The organism is Bacillus cytotoxicus NVH 391-98 (genome assembly GCF_000017425.1).
Taxonomy (GTDB): Bacteria; Bacillota; Bacilli; order Bacillales; family Bacillaceae_G; genus Bacillus_A; species Bacillus_A cytotoxicus.
This window is the reverse complement of record NC_009674.1, coordinates 1,877,543-1,890,923: the sequence shown is the minus strand read 5'-3', so window position 1 is coordinate 1,890,923 and position 13,381 is coordinate 1,877,543. Positions and strand designations below refer to the sequence as shown.

14 protein-coding genes, 1 pseudogene and 2 other annotated features are annotated in these 13,381 nt (G+C 33.3%); of the genes and pseudogenes, 4 read left to right on the top strand and 11 right to left on the bottom strand.

From position 1 onward, the window contains the following. Positions 1–41 precede the first annotated feature (41 nt). The 4 genes and pseudogenes from BCER98_RS09180 to BCER98_RS20925 all read right to left on the bottom strand — a co-directional run. Complete coding sequence (locus tag BCER98_RS09180) at positions 42–1,442, bottom strand: protoporphyrinogen oxidase (protein WP_012094262.1); 1,401 nt, start codon at positions 1,440–1,442, stop codon at positions 42–44. Between the two features lie 62 nt (positions 1,443–1,504). Continuing rightward, positions 1,505–2,236, bottom strand: a complete 732-nt coding sequence (locus BCER98_RS09175; RefSeq protein WP_012094261.1) for an alpha/beta fold hydrolase — start codon at positions 2,234–2,236, stop codon at positions 1,505–1,507. Positions 2,237–2,331: 95 nt separating this feature from the next. Next, positions 2,332–2,481, bottom strand: a complete 150-nt coding sequence (locus tag BCER98_RS09170) for an aspartyl-phosphate phosphatase Spo0E family protein (RefSeq protein WP_012094260.1) — start codon at positions 2,479–2,481, stop codon at positions 2,332–2,334. A 458-nt stretch (positions 2,482–2,939) separates the two neighbouring features. After that, a pseudogene (locus BCER98_RS20925) lies at positions 2,940–3,065 on the bottom strand (IS6 family transposase); the annotation flags it as partial. Between the two features lie 111 nt (positions 3,066–3,176). Between BCER98_RS20925 and BCER98_RS09165 the strand changes: the two are divergent. Further along, positions 3,177–3,644, top strand: coding sequence for a hypothetical protein (locus BCER98_RS09165; protein ID WP_012094259.1), 468 nt, complete (start codon positions 3,177–3,179; stop codon positions 3,642–3,644). A gap of 197 nt (positions 3,645–3,841) precedes the next feature. On the opposite strand, the gene BCER98_RS09160 is transcribed toward BCER98_RS09165, so the two are convergent. Further along, the gene (locus tag BCER98_RS09160; RefSeq protein WP_157671211.1) at positions 3,842–4,042 is read right to left on the bottom strand and encodes a hypothetical protein; all 201 of its coding nucleotides are present in this window, start codon (positions 4,040–4,042) and stop codon (positions 3,842–3,844) included. 86 nt (positions 4,043–4,128) lie between these two features. Continuing rightward, the gene (locus BCER98_RS09155; RefSeq protein WP_012094258.1) at positions 4,129–4,722 is read right to left on the bottom strand and encodes an MFS transporter; all 594 of its coding nucleotides are present in this window, start codon (positions 4,720–4,722) and stop codon (positions 4,129–4,131) included. 733 nt (positions 4,723–5,455) lie between these two features. On the opposite strand from BCER98_RS09155, the gene BCER98_RS09150 reads away from it, so the two are divergent. Next, a complete protein-coding gene (locus BCER98_RS09150) occupies positions 5,456–6,184 on the top strand; it encodes a ZIP family metal transporter (RefSeq protein ID WP_041809715.1) in 729 nt (242 codons plus the stop codon). A gap of 111 nt (positions 6,185–6,295) precedes the next feature. Here the strand turns inward: BCER98_RS09150 and thrS are convergent, their stop codons facing one another. Together thrS and BCER98_RS09140 are read right to left on the bottom strand one after the other, a co-directional pair. Next, positions 6,296–8,218: a threonine--tRNA ligase gene (gene thrS, locus BCER98_RS09145; protein WP_012094256.1), complete on the bottom strand. Its 1,923-nt coding sequence runs from the start codon at positions 8,216–8,218 to the stop codon at positions 6,296–6,298. A gap of 49 nt (positions 8,219–8,267) precedes the next feature. Then, positions 8,268–8,495, bottom strand: a binding site (T-box leader). A gap of 44 nt (positions 8,496–8,539) precedes the next feature. Beyond that, positions 8,540–8,769, bottom strand: a binding site (T-box leader). A 103-nt stretch (positions 8,770–8,872) separates the two neighbouring features. Further along, a complete protein-coding gene (locus tag BCER98_RS09140; RefSeq protein WP_012094255.1) occupies positions 8,873–9,496 on the bottom strand; it encodes a DUF4937 domain-containing protein in 624 nt (207 codons plus the stop codon). 264 nt (positions 9,497–9,760) lie between these two features. On the opposite strand from BCER98_RS09140, the gene BCER98_RS09135 reads away from it, so the two are divergent. Beyond that, positions 9,761–10,348, top strand: coding sequence for a hypothetical protein (locus BCER98_RS09135; RefSeq protein ID WP_012094254.1), 588 nt, complete (start codon positions 9,761–9,763; stop codon positions 10,346–10,348). A 164-nt stretch (positions 10,349–10,512) separates the two neighbouring features. Here BCER98_RS09135 and BCER98_RS09130 read toward each other — a convergent pair whose 3' ends face one another. Next, positions 10,513–11,277, bottom strand: a complete 765-nt coding sequence (locus tag BCER98_RS09130; protein WP_012094253.1) for a DUF3891 family protein — start codon at positions 11,275–11,277, stop codon at positions 10,513–10,515. A gap of 211 nt (positions 11,278–11,488) precedes the next feature. On the opposite strand from BCER98_RS09130, the gene BCER98_RS09125 reads away from it, so the two are divergent. Next, on the top strand, positions 11,489–11,761 hold the full coding sequence (locus BCER98_RS09125; RefSeq protein WP_012094252.1) for an HU family DNA-binding protein: 273 nt from the start codon (positions 11,489–11,491) through the stop codon (positions 11,759–11,761). A gap of 208 nt (positions 11,762–11,969) precedes the next feature. Here BCER98_RS09125 and BCER98_RS09120 read toward each other — a convergent pair whose 3' ends face one another. Both BCER98_RS09120 and BCER98_RS09115 read right to left on the bottom strand, forming a co-directional pair. Then, positions 11,970–12,557, bottom strand: coding sequence for a hypothetical protein (locus BCER98_RS09120; RefSeq protein WP_012094251.1), 588 nt, complete (start codon positions 12,555–12,557; stop codon positions 11,970–11,972). A 14-nt stretch (positions 12,558–12,571) separates the two neighbouring features. Continuing rightward, positions 12,572–13,366: a 4'-phosphopantetheinyl transferase family protein gene (locus BCER98_RS09115; protein ID WP_012094250.1), complete on the bottom strand. Its 795-nt coding sequence runs from the start codon at positions 13,364–13,366 to the stop codon at positions 12,572–12,574. Positions 13,367–13,381: the final 15 nt, after the last annotated feature.

Below are 13,381 nucleotides of genomic sequence, written 5' to 3'. Positions count from 1 at the left end.
AACAAACCCTCTTAGCGATGAGAGGGTTTGTTTCTTTATGCTTACTTTGAGCAATTATGTAATGCTTTTATAATTTGACTTGCTGTTTGTTTTCCGTTTCCTATACAAGCTCCAATACCTACACCGTAATAAGAAGCTCCAGCTACATAAATATTCGGAACAATTTTTACTAATTTTTCATTTAAAGATTGAACTGCTTGATTATGCTCTAAATGATAATTTGGCATTAAGCCATCCCAATTTGTAACTTCAACTACTTGTGGTTTCCCCTGAATTCCAAGACTTTTTTCAATATCCGTTAAAGCAATTTGAAGACGTTCTTCTTCACTACTATGTTTCATTTTTTCGTAATTTGCGTTTGAACTTTTATAAAACATTCTCACTAGTAAATTTTGCTTTTCTGACGTGTGTTTCCATTTTCTACTTGTCCAAGTACAAGCATCACATTGTAAATTTCCGTTTTCCGAAACAATAAAGCCAGTTCCATCTGCCGGTAATTGATGATCAGGTATATCAAACCCTAAATAAATACTTACAAGCGATGAGTTCTTAAATTTATCAAATTCATCGTCCAAATCACGAGAATGTAAAATTGTTTGTGCAACATCATGTGGAACAGCTAGCACGACACAATCTGCTTTTACTGTTTCTCCATTCACAAAAGAAACTTCATATCCATCATCGTTTTTACTTATATTTGTTGTTAGCATTCCTTTTCGTATTTCCGTATCACTTAATGTCTCTTCTAACCGATGAATAATTGTAGATAATCCGTTTTTAAATGATACAAACTTTTTATTTCCAGCCGCCTGAAATTGTTTTTTATTTACTTCAAATCCTTTTATAATACTGCCGTACTTATTTTTATAGTCCACTAAATATGGCAATGTAGATGCCATCGTAAGTTCATGTAATTTGCCAGAATATACACCCGAAAGCACAGGAGCAATTTGCTTTTCCACTAACTCTTTTCCTAAAAAGCTTTCCAAAAATAAAGCAAGCGATGTCTCTTTTGTGAAACTTTTATTTTTCGTAATAAAGTCTTTTAGCGCAGTGATCTTCCCTTTTGCAGAAACTAATGTACTGTGAAATAATGATTCTACACTTGTTGGGATTCCAAATACAGTATCAGCGGGAATTGGATGTAACATATTATCTGAATAAATGTAAGAAATTCCTGTTTCGTTATAAACCATCTCCTCTTCTAAATTCAATTCTTTTATAAGAGGAATAACATGTTCATTTCGTGCAACCATAGAGTCTGCCCCTGTCTCCATAATAAAACCATGCTTTTTCACACTATGAATTTTCCCGCCTAAATATTTCTCTTTTTCCACTAGGATTAAATTTAAATCTAGATTGTAATCCTTTTTCATTCTTTCTAAGTAAAACATTGTGGAGAGGCCTGTAATACCTCCACCTATAACAAGAACTGTTTTCATGTCAACTAAGCTCCTAACCGATACTACAAATTATTAAATTCTTTTATTATTATACCCAAAAATTAGTTCTCTCGACTAGCAGCTTTCACACTCTGTAAGAATTTAGACAATATATTTGAATATACATCAGGCTGATCCCGATGAACGAGATGACTTGCAAAAGGAATAACCGCAATATAAATTGCGGGATTTAATTCTTTAAATGTCATAGCGGCGGTAACTTCAGCTTTTGATTCTCCCCCTACTATACATAACGATGGCACTTGTAAACTTGAAACTTCCCTCGTTTCAGAAAATGGATACCAATCCTCTTCATTCCATGATTCGATTAATGCTTTCCAATCACTATTTACATGGATTTGATTCATATAATTTACAATCTCTTCATTTTCGAATAACATTTTATGTCTAATTGCTTCTTCCTTTTGATCTTCATCCCAGTTTTCTGTTTTCATCGGAAAAATCCCAGAAAAAGTTAATGATTTTACTTTCTCCGGATACTTTTTGGCAAATAAAAGTGCAACTAACCCGCCAATTGAAACTCCTGCGATATGACAACGGTTCACTTGTAAAAATTCTAAAGTATCTCTTATATCGTCTGGACATTGAGAAAAGTAATTTTTTATGGAACCCCCTGTTTTCCCATGGCCTCTTAAATCCGGTCGAATTATTTTATAACTTTCTTTTTTAAAAAACTCAGTCTGTTCTTCAAACTCTGTTAATCCTGTCATACCGCCAGAATGCAGAAATACAATTGGTTCGCCAGCCCCTGAAATATTCGCATGTAATATCACCTCTACTCCCCCTTAAAATAAATGAAATATTCTGCTAAATAAAAATATATCAAAAATATTCGATAATTTTTATCTCATCTTCTTCATACATGTCTTCATCTCAAAAACATAATCCAATTTATTAGTTTATCAATTTCTTGACTCACTTCTAATACTTTTTCATGTTGAAAACCATAGTTCGCAACAAGCATAACGAGTTCTTCTTTTTTTAGGTCAATCATTTCCTCTATTCTTCTCAGCTCCATATCGCAATACTCGCTCCAATTTTAAAAGTTATGTATCTTAGTATAGACTACTTACATAATAAGTAAAACCCTCATGTTTCTGTAAATCTTACATATGTAAGAAAAAACAAATAAATATCTCTTATTTAAGCGAAAGGTAAAACATTACAAAAAAGATTGACTCTACAAAAAATGAATTGTATATTTGTATTAGGTAAAAAATATTTACCTAATACAAAATAATGACACACGCGCATAATTTATTTAGGTAGTTCAAGATTTCCATCATGTTATTCCTATGTAGCCCGAAACCATAAGGGCTACTCCCCATCATTCTAAATTGTAAAGGCTCCACTTTCTTTCAAATGGAGCCCTTCTTTTTTAGATAACACGAACTTTCTTCACGTTTTGTTCTGTTGAATAATAGTAACTTCGCTTTGACTTTTTCATATATTCCTGAACTACATTGATGTGAAAACTAATTCAGAACCATATTGATGAATCCAGCGCATAATGGTTGTATGAGCAATAAATAGCCCGCGTTCTTCCATCATTTCGACTACCTCACGAAAACTTAGGTTGTATCGTAAATCCCTTCTTACAATTAGTCAAGTAGTTTTTATTTACTAGAGCGGGTTTTTATATTTTGTACAAGCATCCTACCGTTTAGCGAATAGAATATATAAACATTTCAAAGAAAGGAGAATGACATACGCATGGCTGATTATTTTTATAAAGATGGTAAAAAGTATTATAAAAAACAAAACCAGCAAAAAAACAATAATTGTTCTATTGCAACACACATTATATCCGGTGCCGGAATTAACCTAAACGGAAATATTCTACTAGATGTTAACATACCACCTAACTCTACAATAACGGCTTTTGAAGACTTTACTAGCAATCACAATAAAGCATTACTTCAGTTTTTTGTTACTGGTGGTACTCCTCCTATAACAGTATCAATCTTCACAAGAAGTTCTTCAACACCAATTACTGCTACTCTACAAGCTCTTGATACAAGAATATTTCAAGTAGAGGATATCCAACGACTCCAACTCACAAATGCTTCCAATACAGGGGGCGGTATCGGTATGTATATCGAAAAAACATTTTGTATTTGCTGTAATAACCAAAACAGCTCTTGTGATGAATATTACCGTGAAGCCGATTTTTTTTGTTAGACTAAATCACTTAGAAGAATCCTATTTAAGTAGGGTTCTTTTTTATTAATTTCCCAAAATGACATATACAATTTAGATAGCAAATAGCATTTCCAATCATCGAAAGTAGGCAAAGAGAGCTTATCCATTTGTATCTTATCAGGAATGGAAAGATGCAAGTTGTGCTACGTAATCATTCCATTTACTTATGTTTTCTCCTATAACATATACTGTTCTACATAAAAAAGAAACGCTTCCTCACTTTCAACAGTACATACAACATCAATATACGAATATGGCTCTATTAACTTTTTTCCCATTATTCCTTGATAATTTGCACCGCAAAAAATAATGTGTAAATTAAACTGATTCTTTAACCTTCTAGCTATAGATAATGCTCCCATATTCTGCTGAAACATCGTAGATATGCCTATATCCCATGGCATGTTTATCCAATCATCTAGAGCTCTTTCAGCATGAAAAATTCCTTCTTTGAGAATACCTCTTAAATAATTGAGATTACGCCAAGGACTAGGAGTCGTCCTTGGGCGTTCTGCAATATAATCAACAAACTTTTCCAACTCTTGATCAGTTGAACGATCATAAACGAAATTAGAAAAAATCCTAATCCAAAGTACATTTCCATTAAAATACCGCCAGATAACAACCCTATTAATTGAACAAAGTTCCTCCCTGTACTTAAATCCGCATTCGCTTTCCGTAATTCGTCACTAATAGTTGGAATAAAGCTTTGAAGTGCAGCTTCAAAACCTCCTGCAAAAAACATATTTAATCCCACTAAGAGAGAAAGTAGAATAACGTTTTGGCTTCCTAATATCGCCAATAACCAGAAAGCTAACATCACAAATCCTCTTAACAAATCTGTACAAATAATAATTTTTCTACTACCAAATATATTTACTAATGGTGCAAATACGATAGATCCAATCATCCTAGAGACTACAGCTGTAGAAACTGCCCCCGTTACCCCCCATATTCCATTGCTCTGTAATGCAAACCAAACCATAGTAATAGAAAATACGTAATCTCCAAAAAAAGAAATAGTTCTAGAGAGCCAAAATACCTTATATTGATTCAATCAAATTTCTCCCTTCTATACTTCTCTTAAATTTGATTTCATAAGGTTCAAAAAATACTAGGTGTGATATCGTTAACATAAAGTGAAACTTTAATCAGTGGTTTTTTTTCATCCTCCACTGATTATGAGCCCTCACCAATCGGGCTGTTACGGGCAGCCCTACTCCCACCTATCTTCCTTGCTTCTCTTTTTGAATCTTGAGAGGCAATCTTACTGCCCTAAAATAGCGGGATAAACAAACGACTATTCGAATAAAATCATTGAATTATCCTTTAAATGGTATATAAAATATTATAATATCTTTTAAATTATTATATATTTTTCATATAATAATTTAAAAGATATCGGAAAGTAAGTTGAACGAACTAACACCCTCCTCTCTCTTTTCTGACAAACTACTACCGTAGAATAACAATCATGTCTTAGTTCATTTCCGATCCAATCATCCGATATCCTTCTTGACAAAAGGAAATGTCCCCTTTTCTGTGCCGTATGCAATATCTAATATTCATATCTTTTTGAATTCTTACTCTCTCAGCTCCTGAAAGTGAAAATGATAGATCTAATAAACTCCATTTTATTTTGTACAATACATCCCTCATCTCTTTTTGAGTGAAAACAATATACAAATTATACGAAATAAATATTTCTCTATAACCTTTAAAATTAGTTGGACTAATCTCTTTTCGATTATCGTAAGTTAAAATGAAGTGAAAAAATGAGGAGTGATACGATGGAACGATTATGGATTCCAATAATCGTGACATTTTTTTCATTTGGTGGTTTATTACTAGGTGGTGCTGTTGGTGTGATGACACGTCAGTTTATAGCGGAAAAGATGCATCATTTATACGCACTATGCGGTGGCATTTTACTTGGGTTATTATCAATTGAAATTATTCCAGAAACTTTTTCAAATTACAAAGCGGTGAGTCCCATACTTGGAATTGTCATTAGCATTTTACTTATGAGCCTATTCGATCATCATTATCACCATTCCATTATACATACAAAAAACCAACAAGCATGGCAAACTTTTTTATTTTTATCTTTTGCCATTTTTATTCATAATGTACCGAGCGGATTTGCCCTTGGGTCTGCCTTTATCAATCATAACGAGTCTGCTATTCCTTTTTTACTTGCAGTTATAATCCATCATATTCCAGAAGGATTAGCCTTAATTATCCCGTTTTTGTTTACAAAACATACGTATATTTCGTTTCTACTTGTCATTTTCTTACTTTCTATGATTCTCGGTACAGGAACGATCTTCGGTATTATAATGGAAGGAAAAGCAGCTCATTTACAAGGACTAGTTATGGGAAGTGCAATCGGTTCATTAGGATATGTTACCATACACGAAATGCTAGGCAAAGCTGTAAAAAATCTTTCTCCTATCTCCTTTCTTTTCTGGTCTATCAGCGGCGTTTTATTTATCACATTCTTTACAGGACATCATTAATTTCATTATGATTTATTCAAATTCATCACGAAAAAGGCTTATTTCCTTTATTGCTCAAAGATAAAAGTAAAAAGATAGATAAAAACAAAATGTTTTTATCTATCTTTTTACTTATTCATTTCTATTTTTAATTTCTATCTGTAAGTTCTCTATAAACTCATGTAGTGATACAACTTCTGAGTTCTCTTCACCATATTTACGTACATTTACAGATGCATTCTCCATTTCCTTATCTCCGATGACCAGAACATATGGTATTTTCTGTATTTGAGCGTCCCGGATTTTATATCCTAGTTTTTCATTACGAATATCCCGTTCTACTCGTATATCAACCTGTTTGAATTTATCTTCAATCTCTTTTGTATATGAATCGTGTACTAGATTTGAAACTGGGATTACTTTTACTTGAATAGGAGCTAGCCATGCCGGAAAGGCTCCTCCAAAATGTTCAATTAATATTGCTAGGAAACGATCAAACGATCCTAATACAGCACGGTGAATCACGACTGGTCGTCTCTTTTCATTTTTCTCATCGATATAGTGTAAATCAAATTTCTCAGGCATTTGAAAATCTAATTGAACTGTTCCACATTGATGACTTCTTTTTAAAGCATCCTTAATATGAAAATCAATTTTTGGTCCATAAAAAGCACCATCTCCTTCATTAATTCTATAATTATATTGTAAAGATTTCAGTACGTTTTCAAGAGCAGCTTCTGCTTGATTCCATAGTTCATCATCCCCCATTGAATTTTCAGGTCTTGTTGATAACTCAATTTCATATTCAAATCCAAATGTTCTATAGACATAATCGATTTGTTTTAATACTGATTGTATTTCACTCTCTATCTGTTCAGCTGTCACATAAATATGTGCATCATCCTGACAAAATGTACGTACTCTTAATAAACCATTTAATGCACCACTAAACTCATGGCGATGAACTTGGCCAAACTCACACATTCGAATTGGTAAATCACGATATGACCGAAGTTTATGCTTAAATATAAGCATATGTCCTGGACAATTCATTGGTTTTAATGCAAAGCTTTTATGGTCTACCTCTGAAAAATACATATTATCTTTATAATGATCCCAATGTCCTGATTTTTCCCATAGCTCTTGATTCATCATAAGAGGAGTACGTACCTCTTGATAATCATATGCTTGTTGAATTTCTCTTAAAAATCCTTCTAACTCATTTCGAATGATTTGCCCTTTCGGTAAATAAAATGGCATTCCCGGTGCTTCTTCAGAGAACATAAATAATTCTAGTTCATTTCCAAGTTTACGATGATTTCTCTTAGCCGCTTCTTCTACAAAATGCAAATATTTTTTTAATTCTTTTTGGGAGGAAAACGCAACGCCGTATACACGCTGCAATACTTGATTATTGCTATCTCCGCGCCAATATGCTCCAGAAACATGAGTTAATTGAAATGCTTTTAAATATCCAGTAGATGGTAAATGTGGACCGCGGCATAAATCTACAAATTCTCCTTGTTTATACATTGTTATAACTTCTCCTTCAGGTATTGCTTCTAAAAGTTCTAACTTTAAATGGTCGTCCGCTTCTTTAAAAAACTTCTCTGCCGCTTCTCTACTTATTTCAATCCTTTCGATATTTAAATTTTCATGTATGATATTCTTCATTTCTTTTTCAATTATCGGAAAATCCTCAACAGTTATACTACTTGAAAGATCTAAATCATAATAAAAACCATTTTCAATCACAGGTCCTACCCCAAGTTTGACATTGCCATAAATTCTTTTTACAGCTTGTGCTAATATATGTGCAGCAGTATGCCTTGCTATGTTTACCCCTTCTTCTGAATCGATAGAAATAATTTCAACTTTTGCATCATTCTCAAGCTTACGGCGTAAATCAAATAGTTGATCATTCACTTTCCCGGCTACTGCTTTCTTTTTCAAACTAGAACGAATGGATGCCGCTATTTCTTCTAAAGTAATTCCTTTTCTATATTCTTTTTTGCTTCCATCTGGAAAAATAATACTGATCATCTGTTCACTCATTTTCATCGCTCCATTTCTTTTATAAAAAAAGCACACTCATCCCTATACATATAGGGACGAGCGTGCTTGTACCCGTGGTTCCACCCAGCTTCCCATTATATACAATATACAATGGCTTCTTTTGCGATAACGTCGCTGACACGGCACTAGATACTTTTCTTTTCCCCAGTGCAGCTCGAAGGTGGTAAGTTATTTCACTGCGTTAGGAAGTTCTCAGCTATTCTTCCCTCTCTGTATAACCGTTTTAAATAACTCGTGTCCTTTTCTTTGCTTGTCGTGATATAAAATTTTAAAAATAAAAAAAGCATATTCATCCCTGAAATTAGGGACGAATATGCTTAATATCCGTGGTTCCACCCAGATTCCCATTATATAAAAATATACAATGGCTTCTTTTGCAGTAACGTCGCTGACACGGCACTAGATACTTTTCTTTTCCCCAGTGCAGCTCGAAGGTGGTAAGTTATTTCACTGCGTTAGGAAGTTCTCAGCTATTCTTCCTTCTCTGTATAACCGTTTTAAATAACTCGTGTCCTTTTCTTTGCTTTTAGATTCATATCCATTAATTGCTATTAACTATATCTTATTCAAAATTTTTTTGCAAGTATTTTAAAATAAAAAAATTATTTTTTTATTCCTGACTCTGCACTTTTATTATGAACTAATAAGCCATTCTTTTATATATTCAACTTTTTTCCCTTGTACATGTTCTACATCTAATGATACATTTGCCTGTTCATATAACGTTGGAAAAATTTCATTCATGTAAAAGCGATGTGATTTTTCATCTTTCCAAAAAGAAAGTACAATATAGCGATTTGCATTTTTCAATGATCTTCCTACAACACCGCCTAACATCCCTGCTGTTTCTCTCATCCCTTCATTCCAAATCGTTCGTTGTACATGTAAAAACTGTTCTTCCTTTCCACGTTTCACATCACAAATTGCAGTTCTAATAAACGTACCTTTTGCAATTGCCTTCGTGATTGATGAAGCCTTTATATGAAATAAAGTTTCATATAGTTCAATATCACAAGTTATGTACGTTTCCTGTTGATTGCTATTGTTAAAAATGGAATCGTGTATTTCATCCATAAAGGTTTGATATGTACTCATATTCTCCCAAAGAGTAAATATACAAGCTTCTTCTTGATCCCATCCCCCACATTGACCAAGAAATCCATTCACATTTCGCAAATCCCTCCATCTTTCTTGCGCTTTTGAAAACAAACTCATTTTCTCTTTTTCGACTTGACAAAATATTGTTTTTAACAGCATTTCATTCTCTCCTAACAAATCTACTAGTAAAACCGAATCAAGTTTACATAATATAATTATAATTGATTAAAATATTTTACAGCAGGATATATATATTATAAATCGAAATTTTCAGATGATGATAGCAATATGAACTAGATAATTCAACTTTTGTCTTAGTACGAAATCTTTCTACGTCGACAAAATATGACAAAAAGAAAATGTATAACTTGTTATGATAGATAAGATATTTTGATACTTCACCTTACTGGAGGAATATACATCATGAAAGAGTTATTCGATCGAAAATGGTGGGTAGTGCTTTTTAGTGCGGTCATCATTACAGGCACAATTTCTTTTATTACATTCAGCTACAATTCAGAGAAAAAACTTCAACAGGATACAAAAGAATCCCTTGACAAATCTACTTATCAAAAAGAATTAAAATCGCACATTGATTTGTTAAATGCAAAATATGATCAAATTGTAGCCAAGGAATGGCTCCCTGCCTGGGACATTATAAATGGGAACAAAAATAATGTAAATAAAGCCGAATTAATAGAAAAAATGAATCAGATTAGCAATGATTTTAGCGAACTCTCAAGTCAAATGGAGAATTTTAAGGCAGAGAAAAAACTACAAGATACAGATTTGAAGAAAAAAATGAATCATTTTCGAATCGCATTTATCGCGGCTTCAAATTATATGAAAAATGCTGCATCTTCAGTTTCTGAAGATTTAAGTGATGGTACACCTTTAAATGAAATTTCCCAAAATACACTTCATCCTTTAGGTCTTGCTGATCAAAATATGGTAATGGCATTATCTACTTTAAGTGAAATCAACAACTTATTCGGAATCACAAAAAAATAATTTGTTCCGCTTTGAAAAGTTCCTTTCTTCTATTCCACTTGAATCTAAATTTTAAAAACTAAAGGCTGTCCCCAAAGTTATCCTTTTAGGACAGCCTCCTCATAAAACGAACTCGATCGAATATATGTATGTAAATCTTAATTTCCAGTTTGTTCATATGGCATTTATCTGATCACAGATAGTTGTTGTTTCTGAAATTCTGTTTTTTCATCCGCTTTCGCAATTCCTATTTTTTCTATCGTTTTCTTTTTTATAGATTTATATTTTACATATGTGTTGAATTCTGTTTCAAAAGGAAATGGCGCGACTCGAATCGTTTTTTTATCTACCCATTCCGCTTGTAGTAACTCATTTGCTTCTCTATTAAATATTTCAGTCCCCTCAAATCCACCTTTAAATAAAGCTACTTCCTCTTGTTTTGAGGCACCGGGATGATTCATACAAACATATAAAGACAATTCATCACAAAACTTCAATAATCTATAATGCTTATCAAACATCATATACTGTCCTTTTGTTAACGTTTTCAAAAGTTGTTTTTGACGGTCTAATTCTTTTTGATAGAAATTCACCATCTCGTTATCTTCCTGATTGAGAGGAAATGAAATAAAATGTTTACTACAAAGTACAGCTCCATATGTATTACTTTTGGCAATCTCATTAAGTCCTAACGTGTAAAAAACAAATCGTAAAGAACTTGGACAGTCCATAAAAGTATATGGTGCATTTGTAGCATCATTCCAAATTGGCGTCTTATCCAATCTTATCCATCCCCTATCATGTTCATAAATCGCATCAATACATTCTTTTAAATATAAAGTATTTTCAAAGAAATCTTTTTTTATATGTTTCGCAAATTCTCCCGCTAGAAAACCATGATCATGTTGGCGAATCAATACAAATTCTTCTTTTTGATTACGAATAATCATAGACTTACTCCCCCTCTTCATTCCACTTTATTTACTTTCCGCGATTAAAATAAATTCTTAGTCCTTAGCAGGGATTTCATCTCTTACAACGAAATTAAGTAACAGTATGATATGATCCTACTAATTCATTCTATAAGTGAATCCTTTTCTATTCTTACTATTCATTATACTAGTAATCACACGCAAAATAATTCTTTTATGAGGTGAAAAAATGAACAAAACGGAATTAATCAAAAATGTAGCACAGTCAGCTGATATCTCTCAAAAGGATGCCTCAGTAGCTGTTCAATCTGTATTTGACACAATTACGAATGCTTTACAAAACGGAGACAAAGTACAACTAATTGGATTCGGAACATTTGAAGTACGGGAAAGAGCAGCTCGAACTGGACGCAATCCTCAAACAGGGGAAGAAATCCAAATTGCAGCTGGAAAAGTTCCTGCCTTCAAAGCAGGAAAAGAATTAAAAGAAGCTGTAAAATAAGAAGAAACTTGATCTATTCTATCCAAAAAAGAAAAGAACAGAATTTTTATCTATATACAGAAACGAAAAGAAGATGACCATTTATGTATGAAATGATCATCTTCTTTTTTATTTCTAATCGATCTGCCAATAACATATTGAAATTCCCTTTTTCAACGGGACAAATTCATTCAAAAATTCTCTTATCATGCGGGGGAATTGTATGGAATTAAGAAGTAAATGTTCTCTCTTTAGCATCCTTTTCTTTACACTCCATAACTTCATATATATGTTTTGCATGAAATACTTCACAAATATAAAATAAGCATTTGCATTTACTTACAATTTGATATTTTCTAGTTGGATATATATGTGATTCTACTGAACATCCATCAAATAATTCAAGGATATGTCCTGACGGCTGGTAACCTTGATATAGAATATTTTTTCTTGTATCTAGCTGTCTCACTAATTCTTCAACAGGGATACATTCATTTTCTAATTCTTTCTTTACATGTCTCGGCAAAAGTGATGTATCAGCAAATACGAGTCTTTCAGATAATACCTTTCCTTTGTAAGAAATAGAAGACACACGATAAAGACATGTTCCATTATGATCAAAAAAGTTTTTCACTTCTTTTGGAATATATTCCCTCTCCAACATTTCTTGTTCAATCACATGAAACTGAACGCTGTCTTGAATGATGTTTTCTAACGTTTCCATTGATGATTTTTCATAAGAAAACACGATATCTTTTATGGCTTTTGCGGCTGTCATATCAGCAGCTTCGTTTCTTTTACTTTCCGTTACTAACACGACCAACACCTCTTTTATCTTTCTGAACTTTTGTATATTGGCAATCTCTCTTCTTCGTAAAAATAGAGAAGAGACCTAGCATTTCGCTGTTGAAACTCTGTTATTTCTTTATTTAACACTGCCAATGATGCGATGTATCCAAAACCTAATTGTACCTCCATCATGACTGTATTTTCTAAGAGTGATGATTTTTCCTTAAAAACAAGTAGTTTAGGAGCATCATTTGGTGCTGAGACCGTAAGATGAGTTGGCGAGATCATCAGTCCTTCTCCAGTAGCCTTTAGTACAGCTTCCTTCCGTGTCCAATACGTTAAGAACCCTGCAATCTTTTTTTCATCTGGCAATTGCATAACGTGCATCATTTCCGTATCTGTTAATACACCTGTCGCCATATTCATAACATCAATATTCGGCGTTATTTGTTCAATATCTATCCCAACAGGCGCAGAGGCTGTAAATGCTACGACAACATACTCCCCAGAATGCGATACGGATAATTGCGGCATACCATCTGGTAATTGCGGCCTTCCATGTGCTAACTTACAAACTGGACACATCCGATCTATTGGTACTTGAAGCGGAGACACACTCAGATGTTTTCCAAGTACGAGACGACTAATTACACAACCGATTACAAAGCGGGCGCGGTCCGCTGCATGATGAAACGAATTTGCCTTTTTGCGTTCCTCTTCATTTAATAAATGAAAATGCCATGGTTGTAAGTCTGATATTTGTGCCCACCATATTTGACAGTTACGCTGATGAAGTTTCGGAATGAAATCTCCATCCTTCCAAGCTATCACTAGCATCCCCCCTTTATATCC

Bases quoted from the DNA above. Each gene is read 5' to 3' on its own strand.
- BCER98_RS09180 (WP_012094262.1), bottom strand. From the start codon at position 1,442: ATGAAAACAGTTCTTGTTATAGGTGGAGGTATTACAGGCCTCTCCACA.
- BCER98_RS09170 (WP_012094260.1), bottom strand. From the start codon at position 2,481: ATGGAGCTGAGAAGAATAGAGGAAATGATTGACCTAAAAAAAGAAGAA.
- BCER98_RS09165 (WP_012094259.1), top strand. From the start codon at position 3,177: ATGGCTGATTATTTTTATAAAGATGGTAAAAAGTATTATAAAAAACAA.
- BCER98_RS09160 (WP_157671211.1), bottom strand. From the start codon at position 4,042: ATGTTTCAGCAGAATATGGGAGCATTATCTATAGCTAGAAGGTTAAAG.
- BCER98_RS09150 (WP_041809715.1), top strand. From the start codon at position 5,456: ATGGAACGATTATGGATTCCAATAATCGTGACATTTTTTTCATTTGGT.
- thrS (WP_012094256.1), bottom strand. From the start codon at position 8,218: ATGAGTGAACAGATGATCAGTATTATTTTTCCAGATGGAAGCAAAAAA.
- BCER98_RS09140 (WP_012094255.1), bottom strand. From the start codon at position 9,496: ATGCTGTTAAAAACAATATTTTGTCAAGTCGAAAAAGAGAAAATGAGT.
- BCER98_RS09135 (WP_012094254.1), top strand. From the start codon at position 9,761: ATGAAAGAGTTATTCGATCGAAAATGGTGGGTAGTGCTTTTTAGTGCG.
- BCER98_RS09130 (WP_012094253.1), bottom strand. From the start codon at position 11,277: ATGATTATTCGTAATCAAAAAGAAGAATTTGTATTGATTCGCCAACAT.
- BCER98_RS09125 (WP_012094252.1), top strand. From the start codon at position 11,489: ATGAACAAAACGGAATTAATCAAAAATGTAGCACAGTCAGCTGATATC.
- BCER98_RS09115 (WP_012094250.1), bottom strand. From the start codon at position 13,366: ATGCTAGTGATAGCTTGGAAGGATGGAGATTTCATTCCGAAACTTCAT.